General features: G+C 51.4%; 19 protein-coding genes and 1 tRNA gene. All 20 read right to left on the reverse strand.

The window, feature by feature from the left end; translation table 11 throughout:
* Window positions 1–146: 146 nt before the first annotated feature.
* On the reverse strand, window positions 147–2,375 hold the full coding sequence (locus ATORI0001_RS07280) for a SpoIIE family protein phosphatase (protein ID WP_003150619.1): 2,229 nt from the start codon (window positions 2,373–2,375) through the stop codon (window positions 147–149).
* A 257-nt stretch (window positions 2,376–2,632) separates the two neighbouring features.
* Window positions 2,633–4,405, reverse strand: a complete 1,773-nt coding sequence (locus ATORI0001_RS07285) for an ABC transporter family substrate-binding protein (RefSeq protein WP_003150537.1) — start codon at window positions 4,403–4,405, stop codon at window positions 2,633–2,635.
* 189 nt (window positions 4,406–4,594) lie between these two features.
* Window positions 4,595–4,685, reverse strand: a tRNA-Leu gene (locus ATORI0001_RS07290).
* A gap of 106 nt (window positions 4,686–4,791) precedes the next feature.
* Window positions 4,792–6,561, reverse strand: a complete 1,770-nt coding sequence (locus tag ATORI0001_RS07295) for an ABC transporter family substrate-binding protein (protein WP_003150474.1) — start codon at window positions 6,559–6,561, stop codon at window positions 4,792–4,794.
* A gap of 228 nt (window positions 6,562–6,789) precedes the next feature.
* Window positions 6,790–8,823, reverse strand: coding sequence for a dipeptide ABC transporter ATP-binding protein (locus ATORI0001_RS07300; RefSeq protein ID WP_003150605.1), 2,034 nt, complete (start codon window positions 8,821–8,823; stop codon window positions 6,790–6,792).
* Complete coding sequence (locus tag ATORI0001_RS07305; protein WP_003150624.1) at window positions 8,823–9,899, reverse strand: ABC transporter permease; 1,077 nt, start codon at window positions 9,897–9,899, stop codon at window positions 8,823–8,825. The genes ATORI0001_RS07300 and ATORI0001_RS07305 overlap by 1 nt, the downstream gene beginning before the upstream one ends.
* Before the next feature lie 10 nt (window positions 9,900–9,909).
* Window positions 9,910–10,902, reverse strand: a complete 993-nt coding sequence (locus ATORI0001_RS07310; RefSeq protein WP_003150633.1) for an ABC transporter permease — start codon at window positions 10,900–10,902, stop codon at window positions 9,910–9,912.
* Between the two features lie 506 nt (window positions 10,903–11,408).
* Window positions 11,409–11,666: a preprotein translocase subunit SecG gene (gene secG / locus ATORI0001_RS07315; protein ID WP_003150503.1), complete on the reverse strand. Its 258-nt coding sequence runs from the start codon at window positions 11,664–11,666 to the stop codon at window positions 11,409–11,411.
* 212 nt (window positions 11,667–11,878) lie between these two features.
* Entirely contained in the window at window positions 11,879–12,646 is a 768-nt protein-coding gene (gene tpiA / locus ATORI0001_RS07320; protein WP_003150532.1) for a triose-phosphate isomerase, read from the reverse strand.
* A complete protein-coding gene (locus ATORI0001_RS07325) occupies window positions 12,639–13,829 on the reverse strand; it encodes a phosphoglycerate kinase (protein ID WP_003150508.1) in 1,191 nt (396 codons plus the stop codon). The genes tpiA and ATORI0001_RS07325 overlap by 8 nt, the downstream gene beginning before the upstream one ends.
* Window positions 13,830–13,993: 164 nt before the next feature.
* Window positions 13,994–15,019: a type I glyceraldehyde-3-phosphate dehydrogenase gene (gene gap / locus ATORI0001_RS07330; protein ID WP_003150514.1), complete on the reverse strand. Its 1,026-nt coding sequence runs from the start codon at window positions 15,017–15,019 to the stop codon at window positions 13,994–13,996.
* A 105-nt stretch (window positions 15,020–15,124) separates the two neighbouring features.
* The gene (gene whiA, locus ATORI0001_RS07335) at window positions 15,125–16,093 is read right to left on the reverse strand and encodes a DNA-binding protein WhiA (RefSeq protein ID WP_003150611.1); all 969 of its coding nucleotides are present in this window, start codon (window positions 16,091–16,093) and stop codon (window positions 15,125–15,127) included.
* Between the two features lie 9 nt (window positions 16,094–16,102).
* Window positions 16,103–17,026 carry an RNase adapter RapZ gene (gene rapZ / locus ATORI0001_RS07340; RefSeq protein ID WP_003150492.1) on the reverse strand — a complete coding sequence of 308 codons (924 nt, stop codon included), beginning with the start codon at window positions 17,024–17,026 and terminating at the stop codon, window positions 16,103–16,105.
* A gap of 50 nt (window positions 17,027–17,076) precedes the next feature.
* Window positions 17,077–17,766, reverse strand: coding sequence for an N-acetylmannosamine-6-phosphate 2-epimerase (locus ATORI0001_RS07345; protein WP_003150520.1), 690 nt, complete (start codon window positions 17,764–17,766; stop codon window positions 17,077–17,079).
* Complete coding sequence (locus ATORI0001_RS07350) at window positions 17,757–18,755, reverse strand: ROK family protein (RefSeq protein ID WP_003150629.1); 999 nt, start codon at window positions 18,753–18,755, stop codon at window positions 17,757–17,759. The genes ATORI0001_RS07345 and ATORI0001_RS07350 overlap by 10 nt, the downstream gene beginning before the upstream one ends.
* Before the next feature lie 27 nt (window positions 18,756–18,782).
* Window positions 18,783–19,706, reverse strand: coding sequence for a dihydrodipicolinate synthase family protein (locus ATORI0001_RS07355; RefSeq protein WP_003150551.1), 924 nt, complete (start codon window positions 19,704–19,706; stop codon window positions 18,783–18,785).
* A gap of 41 nt (window positions 19,707–19,747) precedes the next feature.
* Window positions 19,748–20,725, reverse strand: coding sequence for an acetylxylan esterase (locus tag ATORI0001_RS07360; protein WP_003150449.1), 978 nt, complete (start codon window positions 20,723–20,725; stop codon window positions 19,748–19,750).
* Complete coding sequence (locus tag ATORI0001_RS07365; RefSeq protein ID WP_003150589.1) at window positions 20,722–21,723, reverse strand: acetylxylan esterase; 1,002 nt, start codon at window positions 21,721–21,723, stop codon at window positions 20,722–20,724. The genes ATORI0001_RS07360 and ATORI0001_RS07365 overlap by 4 nt, the downstream gene beginning before the upstream one ends.
* Window positions 21,724–21,794: 71 nt before the next feature.
* On the reverse strand, window positions 21,795–22,607 hold the full coding sequence (locus ATORI0001_RS07370; protein ID WP_003150543.1) for an ABC transporter ATP-binding protein: 813 nt from the start codon (window positions 22,605–22,607) through the stop codon (window positions 21,795–21,797).
* A complete protein-coding gene (locus tag ATORI0001_RS07375) occupies window positions 22,608–24,650 on the reverse strand; it encodes a dipeptide/oligopeptide/nickel ABC transporter permease/ATP-binding protein (RefSeq protein WP_003150471.1) in 2,043 nt (680 codons plus the stop codon).

Below are 24,650 nucleotides of genomic sequence, written 5' to 3' on the forward strand. Positions count from 1 at the left end.
ACCCCAACACATCAATCGGATTGTATACGCCGATTTCGTACACCGATTGCGTGCGCCGATTTCGTACACCGATTGCGTGCACCGATTTCGGACATCGATTGCACACATCGATTGCATGCGCACCAGAAAGCTACCGCACCAAAAGACTACGACAAAAGGCCGGAAAACCGCAGTGCAACCATAGCGACATCATCTTCGAGCCTGCGCCCGGTATAACTGTCAAGCGTTGCCAAAAACCGGTCGAGAAGCCCCTCAAAGCCGCGAGGAACCTCACTCATGACCATATCGCGCAAGCCTGTTTCGCCAAAGAAAGCTCCCTCAGGGCTTCTCGCTTCAGTCGTACCGTCGGTATAGAGAAACAAAATGTCGTCTTTATGCAGCTCAACATAGCCGTTTTTGTACGTCATATCTTGAAATGCCCCTACGACTCCGGACTGCACATCTAAAAGCTGAGCTTCACCCGTAGCCGCACGCACGAGCGCTGCAGGCGGATGTCCCGCCGAGCAGTACGTGAGAACGCCCTTTGCAAGATCAACCACGCCGACAAAGAGCGTCGCAAACGTCTCAACGCGCGAGAAGCCCAAAAGAAACTCATTCAGATTTGCTACCATACGGGCGGGTCCTATCCCCTCCCACGCATATGCGGAAAGCGCGGTCTTGACCGCCGACGACACTGAGGCGGCCTCGATGCCCTTGCCGGAAACATCTCCCATAATGATGCATGCACGTCGCCCCGAAAGCCTCACCAGACTGTAAAAATCACCGCCGACAAAAGCTTCGGCCGTTGCGGACGAATAAATCCCTTGCGCATCAATACCATCAACATGCTGCAGTTCGTTCTTCATGCCTGTCATCAACGCCTGTGAGATACGCTTATTTTGCTGACTCTCCTCCGCACCCGCGACAATCGCGCGAACGCTCACGGCCACGCGACTCAAAAGCTCCAGATCAATGTCACTCATGGGCTCAGATCCATACTCACGTAAAAAGAGCCAGGTACGACACGCTCCCTCTAGTTTCCCGGCGAGAAGTGCCGCGCCTACACACGGTTGTCCAAGCGCATGAAGCGCTTCGCTCAATTCTGACTCAGGCGCAACTGCAACTACTTGAGCTTCCTCTTCTTTTGTTAGGTCCTCCCCCAAGTCAGCCGGAAGCTCAAATACCGAGCCCTTCGTGGGATGTACTACCTTCTTTCCCGATACCTCACACCAACCAACCGGAAAAACAACCGCGTCAAGAGCTTCAGCGATCTCTTGCATGATCTCCGGCAACAACTCAAAAGCAGATTTTCCCTCAGTATTGGCCGCCGCAAGTAACCGATTACGAATATCAACCGAAAGCTCGCGCAATTCTGAACGGCGTTGCGTACGCATCGCGGAAAGCGCACCAACAAGCTGTACCGACAAGTAATTTGAAATAGAGTCCAGAAGACGCGTGTCATCAGAGCTTAAGGGATGCACGGTTTTCCATCCTACCTCGATAAGCGCTATGATTTGCCCGCCAAACCATACGGGTACTGCGATAAAGCTCATAAACGGCGGTAGATGATGTGTCGCAACTGCATAAACCTCGCGCGTGTCATCGTTCACGACGCTCCGGAAGTCCAGGTGCCCATTGCGTAGATCCTCATGATCCGGCGGCATTATCCGCAGACGCAATGCATGGCCCGCATCTGAGCAGAGCTTTTCGATGGTATGACCAAACCGAACAAAACGAGGAGACAGGGCCCTTGAAACGGATTCGGTTACCCCATGCAAATGAAAGCCGTCATTTTCTGCAAGATATATCAGCGCGCCGTCAGCCTCCATGGTGTCGGAGATCTCCGTGAGCACGCGCTCAAGCAACTGACCCATATTCTCTGAGTCCAATGTATCCAGCACAATGTGGAGGGCTCCCGAAAGCCTCTTATTTGCTCGATGAAGGTCTTCTATCGTACGTAGTTCTTCTCGATTGGAAATTATCTCATTGTCTACCGGAGCGGCAACGAGCACGAAAGCCTCTGTAGGCGTCCCTACCCGCTCGGAACGCACTCGCAGCGCCAAAGGTTCACCGGCAGCGCCCGAGACCATTACAAGCGCTGTGCTCCCGTCAAGCGCAAAAGGTAGTGACTCCGGAGAGAACGCCGTTGACTCAACTTCCGTTGTACCGGGCGCAAAATATGTGCGAATGTCGGATCCAACAAAGTCTTCCTCATGCCATCTAAAAAGCCTTACCGCCTCGTCATTGGCGAGAAGTACGCGGCCGTCCACATCAAAAATAACGATAGCATCTCCCACAAGTTGCAAAATACGCGCAAGTGTTGCGGTAACGGTGCCGTCGATAATTCCATCAACAGACTGCACACTCAATTCATGCTTTTTTACAGACTCCGCCATAGGTGTCACCTTTCATCTCTCAAATGGTATTGTGCCACGAAATCAGCAATGAGAGAGACTCCGGACTATTATGCAATCAGCAAATTACAAACTGTCCCATAATTATGGACGTTGAAGTTTTGGAGTTATAGAGATTTAAGCAGCACGGTTATATGGATTTAAGCAGCACGAAAAAGCGGGCCCCGAAGGACCCGCTTTTAATGCACGATAAAAGATGCAAACCGACAAGGTCAAGTGGTACGTAACCGCTTTTTACCTTACTTCTCCCAGCCGATATCCTCGGTACGAATGTCAAGGTACAGGCATGGTCCGACATTAGCAATACCCTTCTTGGTAACAATAACTTCAGGGCCGGAGTAGACAGGCAGGTAACCGTAGGTAGCCATGCTCTTCTTCTCGGCATCGTTGCTTGCTTTGACCTGTTTGGCGTGGTCGGAAATGGAAGGAACCTTCGCAAACTCGGCATCAATTTCTGCGTTACCGCACTTGGCAAAGTTGGACTCGGACTCAGATCCATAGAGCTGACCGCCGTTCCAAATGGAGGTTGCGGTGCCGCTCCATCCAAACAGGCAAGTGTCCCAATCGCCAGAAACCAATACCTTGGAGAACTCGGAGGACGGGTGGTTGTCAATCGTAACTTCAATGCCGGCATCCTTGGCCATCTTCTGCACTGCGGCCGCACGGTTCTTAGTGGTTGCCGAATCGCCAAACGTTGTAAAGGCAAAGGCCGCTCTGGTGCCGTCCTTGGCATAGATTCCGTCGGAGCCGAGCGCATAGCCCGCATCCTCAAGCGTCTTCTTTGCTGCTGCGGTATGTGCAGCGCTGTCCTTTAGATCCTTAACATCAGAGGGCAGGTTGTTCTCATAGCCGTCAGACCACGTCTGAAGAAGCATGGAACCCGGAGCTTCCTCCTGCCAATTGACACCCTGGAAAACGATGGAGACGATGACCGAAGGATCAATGGATTGACAGAATGCCTTACGGACGTTGATATCGGTAAGAGCGCCACGTGTGGAGTTAATCTCAATGTTATAGACCGACTTACCGTATGCGCGCCGTATCTGTGCGTCCTCCATGCTATTGAAGTTGGAGAGCATCTCGGCAGAGCCGGACTGAGTTGCGCCGGTTGTATCAATCTCTCCGTTTTTGAACGCATTGAAGAGCGCCTGGGCCTCCATCTGCTTGAAGACAATCGTATCAAGCTTTGGCTTATCACCCCACCAGTTGGGATTTTGCTTGAAGGTCACCTGCGTGTCATTGAAAGAGTCAATGGTAAACGGACCTGCGCCCCACTCGGCATGTGGATTATTGGCCCAGCCATTATTGAAGGTATCGACATCAACTGCAGATGGGTGTAAGGCAACGCCAAAGAGCGCCTCAGCCGGATACACGGGCTCTGTCATGGTAACAACGGCAATCTTGTCAGTATCACCTTTGGCGACGCTTTCAATCTTGTCATAGCCGTCGGTAGCAGAAGGCGTGTAGTCCGCATTCTTGCCACTCATAACGGTATAGACGGCATTAAAAGCCTGCCAGTCCATGGAGGTGCCATCGTTAAAGACGGCCTTCTCGGCATATTCAACCGTAATGACCTGTTTACCAGTACTCTCGTCCACCTTGATGGACTTGATGAAGTCAGGATTGGGTTCAATCTTGGATCCCGTGGCATCACCAAGCACGCAAAGGGCAGGCATGTAGTAATTCCAAAGATCGTGCATGTAGACAGTGTTTCCCGCTACATTAAGGTAATTCCAATCCGGTCCAATCTCATTGATGGGCAGCGTAAGGGTGCCACCGTCCTTAATCTCGTCACGCTTCTTGGCGTTGATGTAGACCTGGCCCTTCTCAGGAAGAGGAAGTTTGTCAAGAGCCGTGGTAGCCGGACTTCCCTCTAATGGCTCAGCGTCACCGGACACCTTATTTCCATCGTTGGCGGTGCCACCGTTATTGCAGCCGACAAGGCCGAAACCTGCGACGGCAACACCGGAAAGCGTTAAAAACGAACGACGGGAAAGATTTTTGTACGTCATACGATCACCCATTCCATTAACAGTGAACTGCTGATTTGCTCACTATAGCAAATCAAAAAATGAGGATGTAATCGGAAACAGACTGTTCAATATATAGAAACAGATTGTTTAACGTATGGAAACGTTCTGTTTACAAATGCGATAAACACATGAAAAGCGAGCCTCCGGGGAGGCTCGCTACTCTTTTCGTGGTGTCGGAGGCGGGACTTGAACCCGCACGACCGTTTAGTAAGTCACTAGCACCTCAAGCTAGCGCGTCTGCCAATTCCGCCACTCCGACATGCTTTACAGCGAGGGATATACTAACACATTCCGCTCCATTGCGCGCGAGAAAATCAAGAAAGTTTTTCTCAACACAGCCCTTCACGAAACTCTATCCCCCAAGCTTAGTCTTTCTGCCAACCAAGATCGGTTACAGGCGTGGACTCAAAGAGTGAAGGACCGTAGTTTGCCAGACCCTTCTTGACAACAGAGCAGTCAGGACCGGTGAACAGAGGCAGATAGGCATAGGTTTCCATCAGCTTCTTTTCGGTATCGTTGCACTGCTTAGCCTGTGCAGTCTTATCCTTAATGGAAGGAACCTTTGCAAACTCAGCATCAGTTTCGGCAGTGCCCTGCTTACCAAAGTTAGAAGAAGACTCTGAACCGTATAGCTGGACACCATTCCAAATGGAGGTAGTAGTACCATTCCAAGCGAAAAGACAAGTATCCCATGCACCGGAGCTCAAAAGCTTAGAGAACTCAGAAGAGGCGTGGTTGTCAATATCAACTTGAATACCCGCATCCTTTGCCATCTTCTGAATGGCAGCAGAACGGTTCTTAACGCTTGTGGAGTCACCAAAGGTAGTAAAGGAGAAGCTTGCCTTGGTATCGCCCTTTGCGTAGATGCCATCAGAGCCAGCCTTATAGCCTGCATCCTCAAGTGTCTTCTTTGCAGCTGCGGTACGAGCGGAAGCGTCCTTAAGGTTCTTTAAATCATCAGGACGGTTGTCCTCATAGCCGTCTGCCCAGTACGGAAGGAGCATGGAACCTGGCGCTTCCTCTTGCCAATTGACGCCCTGGAAAACGATGGAAACGATGGTTGCGGGATCGACTGCCTGGCAGAATGCCTTACGGACTGCAATATCCTGAAGCACTCCGCGTGTAGAGTTAATCTCAATAACCGCAATAGAGGTAGAAAGGCCACGACGAATCTGAGCGTCTTCCATGCTGTTAAAGTTGGAAAGCATCTCAGCAGTACCGGAAAGACCCGTACCGACAGAGTCAATCTCACCGTTTTTGAACGCATTAAAGGTAGCCTGGGCTTCCATCTGTTTATACGTTATCGTCGTAGATTTAGGAGCATCCCCCCACCACTTGGGATTGGGCTTGAAAGTAGCATGGGTATCATCGAAGGAATCAACAATGTAAGGACCAGCACCATATTCAACATGAGGATTATTCAAAAAGCCACTGTTAAACGTATCAACATCAAGGAAATCGGGGTGAAGCACCCTGTCTACAAGAGCCTCATACGGATAAACCGGCTCTCTCATGGTAATAACTGCCGTCTTTGCGGTATCACCCTGAGTAACGCTTTCAATCTTGTCGTAGCCATCGGTTCCGGGAACCTCGTAGTCGCTACTTTGGCCGGAGAGGCACTTCCATGCAGTTTCAAGTGCTTTCCAGTCAATATCGGTTCCATCGTTGAACTTGGCTTGATCGGCATACACAACGGTAATAACCTGCTTGCCTGAAGACTCATCAGAGGATAGGGATTTAATATAATCCGGATTTGCTGTGTATTTAGAACCGGTTGCATCGGTAACAACCATACCAATGGGCATATACAAAGACCACAGCCAGTTCATGTAGGTTGTATTACCTTCAAGCCCCACATAATTCCAATTGGGGCCGACCTCATTGATGGCCAACGTTACCGTTCCGTCGTCTTTGACGTCGTCGCGCTTCTTGGGGTTGTTGTACGTCTTGCCCTTCTCAGGAAGCGGGAGCTTGTCGAGAGCGGTTGTTGCCGGAGAGCCGTCCTGTGGCTCAACTCCTGTATCGCCGGAACCTCCCTGAGCACCGTTGCCTCCACCGCAGGCGGTAAGTCCAAGACCTGCTGCAGCAAGACCGGAAACCTCAAAGAAAGATCGACGGGTCAGACTGTTAGCCATAAAATCACCTATTCCGTTTATTGGCCTACAGATTCAATAACCATTAAAATATACGCTTTTTTTAGCCGTTTTCGCAAGAAGAAACAGTTATGTAACATCTGAAATCCACTTTAAGAAATCCTAAAAGTTCAAAAGCAGCTTAAAAGCGCGAGAAGTGCGGCTCCATGCACGCACTTCTCGATACAACATCTAAATCTTGCCCCGTCTTTGGCGGGTTCTTTTAATCCCCTACTCGACGGTAATACGCTCTGCCGGAACGAGTTTTCCGTCTTTGTAGATAAGACGCTCGCGCGTACGTTCAATCTTAGGATCCGGAATAGGAATTGCGGAAAGCAATGCCTTGGTGTAGGGATCTTGAGGATTGTTGAAGACTTCCTCAGTCTCACCGTACTCCACAATCTTACCGAGGTGCATAACGGCAACGGTGTCGGAAATATGCCGGATAACTGCAAGGTCATGCGCAACAAAGAGATAGGAGATCTTCAGCTGAATTTGAAGGTCTTCAAGCAGGTTAATGATGCCGGCCTGAATGGAAACATCAAGCGAAGCAATGGGCTCGTCCAACAGCAAAATCTTAGGATTTGTTGCAAGGGCGCGAGCAATGGCAATACGCTGACGCTGGCCGCCTGAGAACTGAGACGGGAAGCGGTCAACATAGTCAGGGTTAATACCGACAAGCACCATAAGCTCACCAATACGCTTATTGATGTCGGCATCTTTCCATCCCTGTGCTTTCAGAGGCTCTGCCAAAACATCATAGATAGGCATTCTTGGATCAAGAGAACTCATGGGGTCTTGGAAAATAACCTGGAGATCTTTGCGAACCGCACGGCGCGCATGAGCGGATTTAAGCTCTGCCGTATCCTTACCAAGCACAACGATGCGGCCGTCCTCAGGCTTCAGAAGATCCATGATTTGCATAAGCGTGGTGGACTTGCCTGAACCGGACTCGCCGACAAGAGCCAGCGTCTCGCCCTCGTGAATCTGAAAACTCGCGTGATCAACAGCAGTCATTGTGCCCTTCTCGCGGCGGACAAAGCCCTTGCCCTGAACAGGGAATGTCTTGGTAAGGTTATCCACTTCAAGCACAATGGGGCGCTCGGAGCGAGGCACGTCTACCCATTTAGGCAGCAGCGGCTCAAACTCAGGATATACCTCTGCGTAGGTGAGATTCTTTTTACAAATCTCCTCCAAGCGGTGACACGATGCCAAATGACCCTCCGCAGCATTTGCAAGCGTCAACTCAGGCTCAACGGCGCGGCACTTCTCGGTTGCCATAGGACAACGCGGATTGAAGGGGCATCCCGAAGGAATGGCTGCAAGCGAAGGCGGGTTACCTTTAATTGGCACGAGCCTGTGCTCTGCAGGCAAATGCGGCTTTGGAACTGCACCTAAAAGACCCATGGTGTATGGATGCCGAGGCTCGGCAAAGAGCGTATCCACACTTGCACGCTCGACTCCGCGGCCTGCATACATAACCATAATGTCATCAGCGGTACCCGCAACGACACCCAAGTCATGCGTAATCAGGACAACGGCGGCTCCCGTCTCCTTTTGCGCCACCTTCAAAACGTCAAGAATCTGCGCCTGAATCGTTACGTCAAGAGCAGTAGTAGGCTCGTCGGCAATGATGATGTCGGGGTTATTGGCGATTGCGATGGCAATAACCACGCGCTGACGCATGCCGCCTGAGAATTCATGTGGATAGGCGTCCAAGCGCTCTTCCGGATTGGTGATACCGACAATCTCAAGAAGCTCAAGGCAACGATTGTGAACATCGGCCTTTGGCATGTGAGGATTATGAGTCAAAAGAGCCTCAGCAAGCTGATCGCCGATGGTAAACATAGGAGTCAGCGCAGACAGCGGATCTTGGAAAATCATGGAAATCCTTGTACCGCGAAGCTTTGACATCTCTTCATCGGTTTTGCCGAGAAGCTCCTCGTCTCCAAGCTTAATTGAACCCGTGACATGTGCATTGTCATCAAGAAGTCCGATCAAAGAGAGCGCGGTGACGGACTTACCGGAACCGGATTCGCCAACGATACCTAAGGTACGACCGCCCCAAAGGTCAAAGTTAACGCCACGAACGGCATCAACACGGCCGGCTTCGGTGTTAAAGGAGACCTTAAGATTACGGACGCTCATAACGGGCGCGCCCTGCGGAGCACCCTTTGGTCCGTTGGACTCCAGCATCTCATAGCGAAGAACGTCGTCTTCCACCATGTTCTTCTCAACTGTTTTACTCATATCAATATCAGCCATTACGCACGCTCCGTCGTATCCGTATCCGTTTTGGCGTTACGTGAACTCTCCGAATCCTGCGCTTCAGCAGCATCGTCATCGTCCTCGACCATGCCTGCCGCACGAGAATAAGGATCGAAAGCATCACGAAGACCGTCACCGATAAGCTGCATGCTTACGCAAAGAATAATCAACACAATCGATGGAATCAAAATGAGCCAAGGAGTGGACAGCATTGCCGAAGAGCCCGCACTCAAAAGATAACCCAGTGAGGTGTCAGGAGCCTTAATGCCAAGGCCCAGGAAGCTGTATGCTGTTTCGGAGTTAATACCGCCGATAACGCCAAGAACCGTGTCAATGATAAGAATTGAACCGAGGTTTGGAATAAGGTGGCGAATAATGATCTTAATTGAAGGAACACCCATATATTTGGCTGCACGTACATAATCACGCTCGCGAAGCGAAAGCGCCATAGTGCGCAAGGTACGAGCATAGCCAATCCATCCGAAGGCCGTCATACCGATGATGAGCATAACCCATCCTGTGGTACCGGAAGCCGCGCGAACAATCATGGCAACCAAAAGGAAGCTTGGAATGACCATGAGCATGTCAAGAATCCACATGCCAATCTTTTCGGGAACGCCGCGAACGTATGCGATGGCGGTACCGATAACGGCCGCAATCACCGAAGTCAGAAGTGCATAGGTAATACCGATGGTCAGCGAACGGCCAAGGCCATGCACAACGCTGGCATACAAATCAATGCCTGCTCCGTCCGTACCAAACCAATGCTTGGCATTAGGGGCTTGGTTAATGGCAGTAAAGTCCGGGTCAACGTAGTTGTACGGAGTCAGATACTTACCAAAAAGAGCAATAAGAATCAAAACAAGCAAGATTCCCAAGCCTATCATGGCAGAGCGCTGACGCAAGAAACGTCTGCCGATAAGGCCGAAGTAGCTAATACGCTTAACTTCTCCGGAACCAAGAGAATCAGCCTGGAGTTCAAGCTCGGCGTTTGTCATCTGTCCTTTATTTGTGGTAAGAGAAGCAGCGGAATCTTCCACTTTTTCAGTAACTTTTTCTTTATCGTTAGCCATTGCTGCCTCCTTAGCTCATCTTAATTCGTGGATCAAGGGCAGCTGCAAAGAGATCGGCGAGAAGTGCGCCCACAAGCGTACATGCAGCAGAGAATGCGGCGACTGCAACGGCACCATGAATGTTGTTGTTATTGATACAGTTGATAAAGTACTCACCAAGACCGTGGATAGCAAAGATCTTCTCGGTCATAACGGCGCCCGTAAAGATGCCTGCGATAGAGAAGGCAACGTTTACTGCCGTTGGAATGAGCGAGGCCCGCAAGGCATGTCTGCGAATGGCCTGCTTGCGCGTTAATCCCTTTGCACGTGCAGTGCGTACGTAGTCCGCATGCATCTCATCCAAGAGGTAAGTACGCTGCGTCAGGTGATAGCCAACGGAGCTGACAATGGTCAGAACAAGCGTTGGTAAGAAGATGTGCTGCAAGAAGTCAAGGAGCCACTCAAAAAACGTTGGGAAATTCCCGCTGGAAAGACCCGTAACGTAGAAAATCCTGCTGCCGGTAAGAGCATTAATCTCAATTGCGGCAAAGACAATCAAAATTGCAAGAACAACGGTTGGAATGACCATAAAGAGCGAGGCCACGCCGCTAAAGAAACGATCTTGCCACTGATATTGTCGCTGTGCGGTATATACGCCAAGCCCGACACCTATAAAGATGGACAAAATGGTTGCCAAGGTCAGAAGCTGAACGGAAGCCAAGAACTTTGAGCTCATCTGCGTATTGATGGAGCTGCCATCCGGAGCCATACCCCAATCAAAATGAGTAACGACACCAACAAGCCACTTTTGGTATCTCTCAATAACGGGAGTCTTATCGTTCAGATTAGCTTTGTAGAGCGACTGCTCGATAGAATCCTGAGGTGGACGAGGAGTGCGCTGCTCATAGTTAGAGCGAGGACTCATAAATGCAGATGCAAGGAAAAACGTAAGCGACGTTGCGACAAAAATCATCACAATGTAGCTCAGTATCCTCTTGGTCAAATACCAGACAAACCGTGCCATTTACTCTCCTTACCGCCATGCGTCTGTACGAATACAGACGAGGAATTTTCAAAATGGCAATCGAACATTTCCAACGAATACTACCTCTTATGCATGAAAATCCCATGGAACCCACATACACTAAACGGCAATTTTATCACGAGTAGCGCGCAATCAGCCAAATTACTCCAAGAAAAATGTAAAACCGAGCAATTACCCACCGTGTTGAGCAGCCAAAAGAGCACATTCGCAACAAAATCATGTCTTATAATGACAGTGTTTTTTGGGCAGTATATCGAGAAATACCCATTGTTTACCTTTGTGAAATGTAGGCTGCCAGATTTTTTGTACTCCTCGCCTCTCGAATATGAATCTCAGGCGATAAAGTCAGGCAATGAAGCCGTCATTTCAAAATAAGACCTATAAATACAAATATGGCGAGAAGATCAATCTTCTCGCCATACAACAGTGTTTACAGCTTCTCAAAAACCTTCAGCAAGACGCATATGGTGCATCCGTGGAGATTTTTATCCAACGTTCATAGAACCCAAAGGAAATGTAAGCGACATGATAACAATGCAGAGGATGAAGATGGTTGTAGTGATGATGGTCAGACGATCAAGATTCTTCTCAAGAATACCGGTGCCTGCGTTGGAATTGTACATGGATGCAGCAATCATGTCAGAGATGCCCGTTCCCTTACCGGAATGTGCCAGCACCAAAAAGATAGTTAAGATACCGGAGATACAAAGCAGTACCAGCAAAATAGTATTTAGTGCACCCACAAAAAGCTCCTTTAGGTTACGCAGTTTTACTGCATGTGTTAGCGTGTTGGAAACAAACTTTCTAACAGACAAAACTAGCGTAATAGAATAACACACGCCACATCTTTTTGAAATGCAGCGTGTGTATTTTCGCAAAATACGTATACCGTTCAGGATGGCTTGCACGTGGCGTTTACACCATGGGAGCACCCGCCGTGCGCTCAAAGCCTTTCTTAGTTCATCGCGCTCTTTACCATAGCGGCAAAAGAGTCAGCCTTGAGTGATGCACCGCCTACCAAAGCACCGTCCACGTCCTCTTTCTCGAGGAAGCCGTTGATGTTTTCGGGCTTTGCCGAGCCGCCATACAAAACGCGAATGCCGGCAGCGATCTCGGAGCCAAAAATCTCAGCTAACGTCTTACGGATTGCGCCGCACACCTCTTGCGCGTCATCAGCCGTCGCGGTCTTTCCGGTACCGATGGCCCAAATAGGCTCATAGGCCACTACGTACTTAGAGGGATCTGTAATCTCAAGACCGGCCGTATCGGCTTTAATCTGCTCGACGACAAACTCAACATGCTTTCCGGCTTCGCGAATCTCCAAAGACTCGCCGCAGCAAGAAATTGGGATGATACCGTGAGCCATCAATGCCTTTGCCTTGCGGTTAATGTCCTCGTCAGTTTCGCCAAAATATCCGCGCCGCTCCGAGTGACCAATAATGCAATAGGTGGCACCTACGGACTCCAGCATGGAAGGTGCGGTTTCTCCGGTATATGCACCGGACTCCTCCCAATATACATTCTGTGCGGAAAGAGCAACGGAAGAGTTTGCCTGAGTAAGAACCTCAGAGACGCCTTTGAGGTCAACGGCAGGAGGAGCCACCACGACATCAACGTCTCCTGTGCCTGCTGAGAGCTCATCAACGATTCCCTGGGCAAGTACGATTGCCTCAGAGAACGTCTTATTCATCTTCCAGTTGCCGGCAATCATACGCTTACGCATCGAGAAGCGCCTCCACTCCAGGAAGAGCCTTACCTTCAACGAGCTCCATGGATGCTCCACCACCTGTAGAGATCCAGCTCATCTTATCGGCAAGACCGAACTTATTGATAGCGGCAACGGAATCGCCGCCGCCGATAATGGACGTGCAATCGGAATCTGCAATGGCGCGAGCAACTGCCTCAGTGCCCTTTGCAAACTGATCAAACTCAAAGACACCCATCGGTCCGTTCCAGAAAACGGTCTTTGCGCCCTTGATAGCATCGGTATAGAGCTGAACCGTCTTGGGGCCAATATCCATGCCCATGCGATCATCAGGAATGTTGTCGGAATTGACAGCCTCCCCTTTTGCATCCTCGCCAAAGTGATCGGCCACAACGTTGTCAACAGGAAGCAAAATCTTGCAGCCCTTGGCTTCGGCTTTCTCGAGCATCTTCTTTGCAGGCTCAACCCAATCGGGCTCCTGCAGTGAAGTGCCTACGGTATAACCCTTTGCGAGGAAGAACGTATAGGCCATACCACCGCCGATAATAAGGGTATCGGCAGAATCAATAAGGTGATCAAGGACGCCAATCTTGGAAGAAACCTTCGATCCACCGACAATGGCAACAAACGGACGAGCAGGATCGGCAAAGATTGAGGTCAGCGTATCAACCTCTTTCTCAAGCAGGAAGCCGGCATAGGCAGGCAGATAGGCAGCCGGTCCAACGACAGAACCCTGTGCGCGGTGAGCAGTACCAAAAGCATCAAGTACAAAGATGTCACCATACGAAGCAAGGATCTTTGCAATTTCCGGATCGTTTTTCTTCTCGCGCTTATCAAAGCGGACGTTCTCAAGGACAAGAACCTGGCCACTCTCAAGGGAGTCAACGGCTTCCTTGGCCTTCTCGCCATACGTGTCCTCTACGAACTTAACCGGCTTACCCAAAAGCTCAGAGAGCTTCTCGGCAGCGGGACGCAGTGAGAGCTCAGGCTGGAAGCCCGTACCATCGGGACGACCAAGGTGGCTCATCAAGATGACCTTGGCGTTGTGGTCAAGCAAATACTGAATGGTGGGCAGAGCTGCACGGACACGAGTATCGTCGGTTACAACGCCATCCTTTAGAGGCACGTTAAAATCAACGCGCATAAGAACGCGCTTACCATCGACATCGGCGTCACGAACGGTCTTCTTTGTGAAAGCCATGTCATTCCTCTTTCTCTTCACGTTTCTTTGAATGCTGATTTCTTCTTATCCAGTAAGAAGACATACAAGCCAAATACAAATGTACAGGCTAAATACTTCTCATAAAAAGGCGCAGCCGCGGCAGATGCTGCGACCGCGCCGAAGCGTCACATATGTGAGCGCACTTACGCAACGAACTTCTCGAAGTACTTGATGGTGCGGACCATCTGAGAAGTATAGGAGTTCTCGTTGTCGTACCAAGAGGTAACCTGAACGAGTGTCTGGCCGTTGCCAAGATCGTTGCACATGGTCTGTGTAGCGTCAAAAATGGAACCGTGGGTCTCGCCAACGATGTCGCGAGAAACAATCTGATCCTCGTTGTATCCGAAGGTCTCAGGAATGGTCTCCGCATATGCCTTCATGGCAGCGTTGACCTCGTCAACAGTTACCTTCTTATCAACGACGGCATAAAGATTGGTGATGGAGCCGGTTGGCGTAGGAACGCGCTGAGCAGCACCGATGAGCTTGCCGTTGAGCTCAGGAAGGACAAGGCCGATTGCCTTGGCAGCACCGGTTGAGTTAGGAACAATGTTCTCGGCACCGGCGCGGGAACGACGGAAGTTACCCTTGCGCTGAGGACCGTCCAAAATCATCTGATCGCCGGTATATGCGTGAATGGTGGTCATAATGCCGGAGACAATGTGCGCAAAGTCATTGAGGCCCTTTGCCATAGGAGCAAGGCAGTTGGTGGTGCAGGAAGCAGCAGAGATGATGTTGTCATCTGCGGTAAGAGTCTCATGGTTAACGTTGTAGACAATGGTTGGGAGGTCATTTCCTGCAGGAGCAGAGATAACAACCTTCTTGGCGCCAGCGTTAATGTGAGCCTGTGCCTTCTCCTTTGAAGTGTAGAAGCCGGTGCACTCAAGCACGACGTCAACATTAAGGTCTCCCCAGGGAAGGTTGTTTGCGTCTGCCTCTTTGTAGATGATAATCTCATGACCATCAACAATAATGGAGTGGTCGGTGGACTCAACCTTGTGATCACGAGCATAGTTGCCCTGGGTAGAGTCATACTTCAAAAGGTAAGCAAGCATCTCTGGGGACGTAAGATCGTTGATGGCAACAATCTCGGAACCCTCGTGGCCAAACATCTGCCTGAAGGCAAGACGACCAATGCGGCCAAAGCCGTTAATAGCAACTTTTACTGCCATACGTAATGCTCCTTTCGATGACGTCAGGGCTTCTCCCCAACGGTCATAAAACATATAAACCGTACACCGTTTATATTACCGCACTCACCGAAAAGTTAAACGGAGTTATTGAAACTTTTCTGCTTTCTGTACTATTTCCTCAAGCCGGAGAAGACGATGATACATTGCCGATTTCGATACGGACGGCACAAGAGATTCTCCCAGCGCCGCAAGTGATACCTCGGGATTTTCTCGCCTAGCCCGACAAAACTCTTGCACCGCGGGCGGCAGTTTGCTCAGTCCTATAAGTTGATCGGCACGATCAATCAAACTGAGTTGTAATGCCGCCGCATTAGAAGAGCGCCTCTGGTTGGCAACCTCCGCATTCACTCCTCGATTAACATTGTTGCGAACATACTTCATCTGGCGAGCCGCAAAGACAACCTTTGCCATATTCTGAGCTCCAATAAAACGCAAAAATGCAATGATATCGTCTGAGCTCTTGAGATACACCGCATACAGCTCACGCGTTCGTTCTGCCTGAGACGTATGTTTATTCCGATGATTCAAGCGGCCGGTAACTCCTGCCGTGGCGAGAAGAACCACAAGATCCTGGGCAAAACGCTCTCCCGTTACGGCAATCTCCAAATGAAAGTCCTTACGAGGGTCAGCAACAAAACCACCGGCCATAAAAGCACCACGGAGAAACGCCGCCCGCGCTTGTTTTGTTTGCAGAAGTGTTCGTGGTATTCCCTGGTTGATGCCAAAATCAGATGTCAGGATACCCAACTTGGCCAGGGCATCGCCCAGTGCTTCTTGATCGGAAATTTCAAGTAAGTAATTGCGTTTTTTATGCATAATGGAACGTCGGTATTCGATTGACGTACCTAAACCAAAAAGCTGGCGGGACAGCGCTACAACGGTACGCGCTACGGTACCCGTCTCGGTTACAATGCGCACGCTATACGAGCGGGTTCCGTGAAACGACAGCGTACCCGTCACGCGTATCAATGCGGAGAGCTGCGCTAAATCAGCCTCTTTTGACGCGGACACGACGCGCGAAAGTTCATTTTTTACCTCGGCGGTAAATGACATAGACCCTCTCTATTGCCCTTTGGCCTGCGTGTTTGCAAGCGCAAGATCACGGTGTGAAAGTGTAGCACGATAGCCCGCCTGCAGAAGGTGCTCGCTTGTTGCCTTTGCAATGGCCACGCTTCTATGCTGCCCTCCCGTACAACCAACCGCAATGGAGAGATGCGACTTTCCCTCTGCCACATAGCCGGGCATAATGACGTCCAGCAGTTCAAACCATGACTTTAGGAATTTCTTGGTTGTGGGGTTATCGAGCACGTATGTGGCAACGCGCTCATCAAGCCCCGTCATGGTGCGCATTTCTGGGTCATAAAACGGATTGGGCAAGAACCGCACGTCAATCATAAGATCCGACTCAACGGGCATCCCATGCTTAAAGCCAAACGAGAAAACATTTACTTCAAGAAGCTGCTGGTCGGAAAGCTCCGAGAAGATGCGGCGCAAGCGATTGCGCAGCGTTGTCGTGCGCATGGTTGACGTATCGATGACGACATCTGCTGCCTTGCGCACCACCGCAAGTTGCCTCCGTTCGCGCTTGACGGCCTTCTCAAGAGATTCACCCTGTTGTGCCACCGGATGCCGACGGCGATTCTCGTCATAGCGGCGCATGATAACCTCATCCGACGAGTCGAGAAAAACCATGCTGTAGGTCAGCTCATGGTCGGCAAGCGAATGCAGAACCTCAAGCATATCGTCAAAAAGTCCCTGCGAGCGCAAATCACACGTAACGGCCAGATGACGGCCTATACTTGAATTGATTCCCACCACGTTTGCAAGCTGCAAGATAAGCGTCGGCGGCAGGTTATCAATGCAGTAATATCCCATATCCTCAAAGACGTGCAGCGCCTGCGTGCGCCCGGAACCCGACATACCGGTAATAATCACAATGTCAGGCACGGATACTTTTTGCCTTTGAATAGGATTATCTTGACCCATAAGCCCTCTTCCTTTGCAAGGCCGACGGCGAGAAGTACTTCTCGCTCTGTCTATGATTCAATCGCTGCTTTGAACCATGACGTAATTGAAGTCGGATGCGTGATGCCCGTGCCGGAGACAACTGCCCAAGCGCCAGCATCAATGGCAGCCTTGGCATCTGCGGGCGTGTGCACGTGTCCCTCGCAGATGATGGCAATACCGGGAAACTCGGTGGTCGCCTGGCGGAGCAGCGGCAAATCAGGACCGTCGTCCAAGGTGGTATCGATTGCCGCCTTGTTATGCGAAAGCGTCGTTGAAACCAAATCGCAGCCGCACGCCACGGCACGGCGTATGTCATCCATGGTCATGCAATCGGCCATGACAAGCGCGTCGGTACGCTCACGCAAAGAGCGGACCGTTTCCGCAAACGTCCTTCCGTCGGGACGGGCGCGATCGGTTGCATCAAGCGCCACCACGTCTGCTCCTGCATTGACGACCGCAAGAGCATGACGCAAGGTTGGCGTAATGTAGACGCCCTCGTGTCCCTCTTTCCAAAGACCGATAACGGGGATTTCCACCCGTCCTTTGATGGCGGCAATATCGGAGAGTCCCTGGCACCTAATGGCGACAGCGCCTCCCAGCTCGCAGGCGCGCGCCATCTGTGCCATGGTTTCAGGGTGGCGAAGCGGCTCTCCGGGATATGCTTGCACGCTTACGATAAGTCCACCTTTGAGAGACTGTACCAGCGGATTTAATGACATGTGTTCCTCGTCTCCAAATATGCGGGATCAAAAAGATTTTCAACGGCACCAATAAGCGGTGCCCGGCCACCGAGCACACCTTTTATGATGGGTGTCGATTTGACAGGCGGCATTGCCTGACTCTCAAAAGCAGCATGCAGGGCGTTTTGCCAATACGGACCACACTCTGCCACGGAACCCGAAAGAATGATGGCGGCGGGGTCAAGCATATTGCACATGCTGCCCAGCACTTCACCAAGTGCCCGGCCGGAGAGTTCTTCGGCGGCTTGCGCACGCACGTCTCCGTTATTTGCACGAAAATCAATTTCGGCACCGTCCACGGGAGAACCATCGTCGCAGCTGTCAATGCCTCCAAGCCGCAGATATTCGCGGATGATACCGGGGCCTGCGGCAACGGGTTCAAGGTGTCCCGTGGCTCCGCAGGAACAAGCCACCCCTGCGGCTGCCAAAGCGGCCACGTGCCCTATATGGCCCGCCTCGTCATGAGCCCCGAGCATGATGATGCCGTGGTTTACAAATGCACCACCGATACCCGTTCCCACGGCAACCACCAGTACCGAAGGGAGTTCTTTGCCTCCGCCGTGGCGTGCCTCACCAAGTGCGTGAGCGTGTACGTCGTTCAGTACCGCACAGGGAAGACCGCATGATTCGGTTACGACGGTGCCAAGAGAAGTGCCTCCCCACCCGGGCATGAGATCGTTGGCAAAGGTAATGTTTCCGCTACGCGGATCTACGACACCCGCAGAAGAAATGCCGACTCCCACGGGCTTCTCGCCACGCTCTTCCGCGCGAACAAGGGCGTCTTTAATTGATTGGATAACCAGCTCAAGCACATGAGCTCCGCCCAAATCCGCTTCCGTAGGGATTTTTTTGACATCATGTACCTGCGGCATCTTCTCCGCATCCAGATCAACAAGGCCGCATGCAATTTTTGTACCGCCAATATCAACGGCAACGGCGGTTCTGCGTGCATCACATTCGTAGGACACAATCATCCCTCCTCAAAAGGTTACGTATCAGAGCAGATTATTCTCAACAAGAACGGTGCGGATTGCTTCGGTATTTTCAGCGGAAAGAGGCCTTACGGGACGAGGCATCTGCGGCGTGTCAAAGACTCCCATAAGGTGAAGGGCACATTTGAAGGCACCTACACCGGCTCCGTATCCCTGCACGCCCGAGGTAACGTCAAAAATGTGAGATATTTCATTGAGCCGGTCTTGCTCGCGCTTAACCGAAGCCCAATCCCCCTCCTGTGCAGCCTTCCACATGCGAACGTATCCTTCAGGCTCAACGTTTGCAAGGCCCGGAACGGATCCATCCGCCCCGGCGAGAAGCGCCCCGTCAACCACAATCTCATGGCCGGTCAAAAGCGCCATGGGGTGACCGTTTTTCTCGTTTTCTTGTACAAGATATCGGAAAGATGCGTCATCTCCCGATGAATCCTTCACACCCGCAAGGACTCCCTCTGCGCCCAGACGTGCAAGAAGTTTCCACGGAAGCTTGGTGTGCACACATACCGGAATGTCATAGGCAAAAAGAGGTGCGTCAAGCTCAGCGTGAAGGATACGGAAATGTTCTTCTATCTCGGCGATGCCACCAAGAGCGTAAAACGGTGCCGTTGCCACAAGCGCGTCGGCTCCCGCCTCAAGCGCACGGTGTCCATGCTCAAGCACGCGCTCGGTCTGCGTGTCAATAATGCCCACCAACACGGGGACACGACCCGCAACGATACGGACTGCCTCTCGGACAATCTGATCACGTCTCTCATCGGTGGCAAAGACAACCTCCCCTGATGAGCCGAGGAAAAAGAGACCGTCAACGCCGGCATTAATCATGCGATTGACGGAGCGCTCAAAGGAAACCACATCAAGCTGATGGTCTTTGGTATCGGGGGTAACGACAGGAGGAATAACCCCTCTGAATGCAAGATTTGTAGACATGTACCGAATCCTTTCCGGTTGAATATCATTCAACGTAGTCATTAAAGTCTACCGCCTGAATACGTCAACAAAAAGTCAATTTGCAAGTTTTCAAAATCGTTAATGCGCTCATGTGCGTGTCTGGGATAGACCGCCATCCGCTTTTGTTCCGCAGGAATGCGGTTGTATGCCGCAAACGTTCCTTCGGGAAGAGACGACCGGTCCTCCAGCGAGCATGCCATCAACGTTGGACAGGTGATGCGCTCGGTAAAGCTTGCGGTATCGAGAAGACCCATGGCATCTGCAATCCGTACGTTTTTCGGTGTTTCCTGCGCACTGCAAAATCCATCCGGCACGCACGCTGCGGAGTCGGCAAAGAAGGGGTTTTGTGCCATGACACCTGCGCATTGGGAGCCGAGCAATGCCGCCGTATCCAAAGCCAGTGTCCCGCCAAGTCCTTCTCCCCAGGTTATAAGACAACCCTTGTCAACAAAGGGAAGCAGTCGTGTGGCATGAGCCGCTGCATACGCATCGGATACCAACTGAAAGAGAGGAGCTCTGCATGCACACTCAACGGCGGAATCTTCCGCTCGATCGAGTGCGTTTGCATTGAAATAGTACGCCGTCAGATTACCGGCACTGACCTCGCCTTTCCATGCTTTCTCAAACGATGTATACACTGCCTGAGGAAGACTGCGGATTTCAGGAGCCACCACGGCAAAGCCAAGCGACGCAAAGCGCGCCAGATGCAGCCAGCCCCGCACTTCTCGACCACAATCGGTATACAGTATGACGGTTGGCAAAGAGGCCACTCCCCTGGGGCGCAGTATATGAGCTTTGAGAGAGACATCGTCAGAGGCGAGGTACGTAAACTCCTCGCAGGTAAGACGTGAGCAGTTTACGGAAGCCTTCCGCACTTCCCTTGCTTCGGGTTTATTTTCCTCGCAAACGTCTGCCCAAAATTCGTCGAAAACGTCCGGACAAAGCGTGCGTCCATGATAGGTTTTAAGAAAATCCCGATATGACGAGACGTCTCTCATGAGCACACCTTTCCCGCAAGCCAAGCACGCGCATCATTTGCGTCAAAAAAGTCGATGATCGTATCGTCAAACGCCTGAATCTCCTCATGCCCGAAGCCTTCAAACAAAAGGTGTCGTTTTGGACACGTCAGTGCGTTATACACGGCAAATTGTGTGGGAACAGGACATACCTCATCGGCAAGGCCGGATCCAAAAAGTACCGGGCAGCGCACAAAACGAGCAAAGTTGACGCTGTCGACATACGCAAGCTTGCCAAAAATTTCATCCACGCGCTCCCCGCGCGGATCAAACCAATGCATGTAATAGCGAATCCCCTCATACGCTTGGGTATCAGCACCCAGCTCCCAGACGGCTTTGAAGTCTGAAAGAAACGGGAAGAGAATGGCCGCACGGTTAACGAGATCTTGATTAAGAGCACAGCAGGCAATGCCCATACCACCACCTTGCGACTGCCCGTTTACAAAGATACGGTTCGCATCAATGCCTTCAAGTTGGCTCGCAATACGGCAAAAAATTCGAACATTTTGATAGAGGCGTACGTAATAGAGATCTTTTACGGGTCCGTCAAGTCCCGCGACAAGATGTCCCGCCACCGTTGTTCCTACGTAAGCGTTTGCGTCCTGACTTCGTCCACCCTGACCGGGATTGTCAAGTGCAAGGATTGCACAGCCCATACCTACAAAAGACGCCTGCTCAAACCAAGATCGAGAAGCACCCGGATACCCGTGGAATTGCAGTACCAAGGGTACGTTCTTCTCGCCTCTTGGAGAGAGAAACTTGGCATACAGCTTTGAGCCTCCCATGCCCTCAAACCAAAGATCATAAAAACCGCAGCTTTGAGCTTGGGGTACTTCATCGGAAGGCACAAGCTGCCACCTCAGCGGCACCGCGTCGGCCTCGGCCATACGAGCCTCCCAGAACCGCTCAAAGTCAGCGGGCATCGGTGTGCGCGGGCGCGTTTTACAGAGTTCACTATGGTCAAGCTTTGAAAGGGACATCCTTAATCCTTCGTGCGTTTCATACGATACGCTAAGGGCGCACCCATTTGGATACGCCCTTACTGCCTGATTTATTTGCCAAGCTTTGGGTGAAGCAATGAAGGCGCAGCTCCAAGCAATGTTTTGGTATATGCATCCTGCGGATGCTCAAATACCTGCTGTGCCGGACCGTCTTCCATAATCTGTCCGTGATTCATGACGATAATACGGTCGGATACATACCGTACGGTTTGAATGTCATGCGAAATGAAGATCATCGAAAGACCCAACTCGCTCTTAAGATCGGTAAGCAGATTCAGGATTTGAGCTCTCACTGAAACGTCAAGCGCCGAGGTTGGCTCGTCGGCAATGATGGCAGAGGGGTTCAGCGACATGGCACGAGCAATTGCCACACGCTGGCGCTGACCGCCGGAAAGCTGACCCGGGAGAGCGCGGAGTGCAGAATGAGGAAGCCCTACCAAGCCAACAAGTTCATCGATGCGCTTCTCGCGTTCCTCCGGCGTTCCCACCTTATGTACCAAAAGCGGATCCAAGAGCTGGTCGTGCACAATCATACGGGGGTTGAGTGCCGTTGCGGGATCTTGGAAGACCACCGAAACCACACGACCTATCTGTTTGCGCAGATCGGGGGTACGTTTGGTCACATCTTGACCTTTGAAAAACACGCGACCCGACGTAGGTGATTGAAGACCGCACATAACGTTTGCAGTCGTTGACTTACCGCATCCCGACTCGCCTACAATACCAATGGTCTCGCCGGGCATGAGTTTAAGCGTAACGTTTTGTACTGCGTGCACCTTATTGGGATGAAATATTGATCCCGTACGCGTCTTGAACGTAACGGAGATATCATCCAAAAAAATGATGGGTTGCTGCTCGGTCATTTAGTCCACCTCCTTGGTATTCATGCGTTCAAGATATGGCGTAAGTCCGTGTTCTCTCAGGTACTCGTCAGGAAGTTCCGAAAAACTATGATGGCGACCAGGAATCTCTTTAAGAACCGGATGTACCTCAAGGCCAACCTCAGGATGGCTTGAGCGCGGTGCAAAGCGGTCACCCGCAGGAAAGTCTTCGGGAGAAGGCACCGATCCCGGTACCTGGTGAAGCCTTGTTCCGTCCTTTGCGCCCTCTTCGATCGAAAGCACCGATCCGAGAAGACCGCGCGTATACTCATGTACCGGATTTGTTAAGAGCTCCGTCGTGGGCGCCTGCTCAATTACCTGTCCGGCATACATAACGGTAATCTCGGAAGCCACTTCCGCCACAAGGGCAAGGTCGTGACTCACAAAGATCATGGCAAAGCCCAAGCGATCCTGCAGGTCATTCAAGAGCTTGATAACCTGCTTCTGAACGGTAACGTCCAACGCCGTCGTAGGTTCGTCGCAGATAACAAGCGACGGATCACGCGTAAGCGCCATGGCGATAAGCACGCGCTGCCGCTGTCCGCCGGAAAGCTCATGAGGATAGGATTCCAACGTACGCTTGGGGTCAAGGCCCACGAGCTCAAGAAGCTCCTCGGCCGAGCGAGTACCGCCACGGCTCGTAAGTTGTTTCATCTGAGACGAAATGAGCATTGAAGGGTTCAGCGATGACAAGGCATCCTGGTACACCATGGCAAGCTCATGCCCTAAAAGACGACGATGCTCGTCTTTGGAAATCTTGAGAAGGTCTTGTCCCTTATAGAGCACCGTTCCGGTAATAGACTCTTTAGGGTCGGTAAGGCCCATAATGACCTTGGTGGTAATTGACTTACCGCAACCGGACTCGCCCACGAGTGCCATGCACTGACCAGGGCGGACCTCAAAACTCACGCCATCAACGACCTTGACGGCACCGTGAGATTCAAAACTGATGGAAAGATCTTTGACCTTAAGTATTGGATCAACGGAAAAGTTCGGCTTATGCCTGTCCGTTCTTGCAAGCTCAATCGCTTTCAAATCACCCAAACGGCGATTGAGAGACTCTGCCTGCTCAGCGTAGGCGCGCACGGGGTCTGAAGCGAGAATATCATCCGCTCGACGAGACTCGGAGGAGTCAACGTCAACGGGTGCACCCGGAGCCGCAGCCATGGCATCAGTCAGGCCTTCGGAAAGAATGTTGAGTGCAAGGCAGGTGAACATAATGGCAAGACCCGGGAAGAACGCCTGCCACCAACGTCCGGCCAAAACGCCACCACGGGCATCGGCTAAGATGTTTCCCCATGTCGGTGTGGGTTCTTGAATACCAGCACCAATGAAGGTCAGCGAGGCCTCAAAGATGATGGCATCCGCCACAAGCGTAACGGTAAAGACCATGATGGGAGCGATACAGTTGCGAAGTACGTGTTTCCATAAGATCCACGGAGCACGGGCGCCGGAAACAATCGTGGCGCGCACGTAATCCTCGCCATACTCGCTTACGATATTGGCTCGTACGATGCGTGCAATTTGTGGCGTATACATAAAGCCGATAGCAAAAATAATGGACGGAATGCTGTTTCCAAGAATGGAAACAAAGACCGCCGCAAGCGCAATGCCCGGGAAAGACATGATGATGTCCAGAAGACGCATGATAACCTCGGACACCGCTTTTCTTGATACTGCCGCAATGGCACCCACAATGGATCCAAGCACCAAAGCCATGCCCGTAGCGCCAAAACCAATGACGAGTGAATAGCGCCCACCGTAGAGCATGCGAGACAAAATGTCACGGCCCTTATCGTCCGCGCCAAAAAGAAAACCGTTTCCGGGAGCCTGGCGGGCGGTAAAAGTCTTAAGTGGATCATGGGGAGCAAGAAGGGGTGCCAAGACTGAGGCAAGTACCACAAGCACAAGGATGACCAATGCGATCTTGGATGTGGTCTTCATATTCTTGAAGCCGCTGAACTTAAGTCCTTTTGCCGCAGCCTCCTCGAGCTTCTCGGTTTGTTTTTTTCGTATCTCAATCAT

Source organism: Lancefieldella rimae ATCC 49626, from assembly GCF_000174015.1.
GTDB lineage: Bacteria > Actinomycetota > Coriobacteriia > Coriobacteriales > Atopobiaceae > Lancefieldella > Lancefieldella rimae.

Coding starts and splice junctions, on each gene's coding strand:
- ATORI0001_RS07325 (WP_003150508.1), bottom strand. CDS start 13,829: ATGGCTTTCACAAAGAAGACCGTTCGTGACGCCGATGTCGATGGTAAG.
- ATORI0001_RS07355 (WP_003150551.1), bottom strand. CDS start 19,706: ATGTCTACAAATCTTGCATTCAGAGGGGTTATTCCTCCTGTCGTTACC.
- ATORI0001_RS07280 (WP_003150619.1), bottom strand. CDS start 2,375: ATGGCGGAGTCTGTAAAAAAGCATGAATTGAGTGTGCAGTCTGTTGAT.
- rapZ (WP_003150492.1), bottom strand. CDS start 17,026: ATGGGTCAAGATAATCCTATTCAAAGGCAAAAAGTATCCGTGCCTGAC.
- ATORI0001_RS07310 (WP_003150633.1), bottom strand. CDS start 10,902: ATGGCACGGTTTGTCTGGTATTTGACCAAGAGGATACTGAGCTACATT.
- whiA (WP_003150611.1), bottom strand. CDS start 16,093: ATGTCATTTACCGCCGAGGTAAAAAATGAACTTTCGCGCGTCGTGTCC.
- tpiA (WP_003150532.1), bottom strand. CDS start 12,646: ATGCGTAAGCGTATGATTGCCGGCAACTGGAAGATGAATAAGACGTTC.
- ATORI0001_RS07370 (WP_003150543.1), bottom strand. CDS start 22,607: ATGACCGAGCAGCAACCCATCATTTTTTTGGATGATATCTCCGTTACG.
- ATORI0001_RS07365 (WP_003150589.1), bottom strand. CDS start 21,723: ATGTCCCTTTCAAAGCTTGACCATAGTGAACTCTGTAAAACGCGCCCG.
- gap (WP_003150514.1), bottom strand. CDS start 15,019: ATGGCAGTAAAAGTTGCTATTAACGGCTTTGGCCGCATTGGTCGTCTT.
- ATORI0001_RS07300 (WP_003150605.1), bottom strand. CDS start 8,823: ATGGCTGATATTGATATGAGTAAAACAGTTGAGAAGAACATGGTGGAA.
- ATORI0001_RS07360 (WP_003150449.1), bottom strand. CDS start 20,725: ATGAGAGACGTCTCGTCATATCGGGATTTTCTTAAAACCTATCATGGA.
- ATORI0001_RS07375 (WP_003150471.1), bottom strand. CDS start 24,650: ATGATTGAGATACGAAAAAAACAAACCGAGAAGCTCGAGGAGGCTGCG.
- ATORI0001_RS07345 (WP_003150520.1), bottom strand. CDS start 17,766: ATGTCATTAAATCCGCTGGTACAGTCTCTCAAAGGTGGACTTATCGTA.
- ATORI0001_RS07285 (WP_003150537.1), bottom strand. CDS start 4,405: ATGACGTACAAAAATCTTTCCCGTCGTTCGTTTTTAACGCTTTCCGGT.
- ATORI0001_RS07305 (WP_003150624.1), bottom strand. CDS start 9,899: ATGGCTAACGATAAAGAAAAAGTTACTGAAAAAGTGGAAGATTCCGCT.
- ATORI0001_RS07295 (WP_003150474.1), bottom strand. CDS start 6,561: ATGGCTAACAGTCTGACCCGTCGATCTTTCTTTGAGGTTTCCGGTCTT.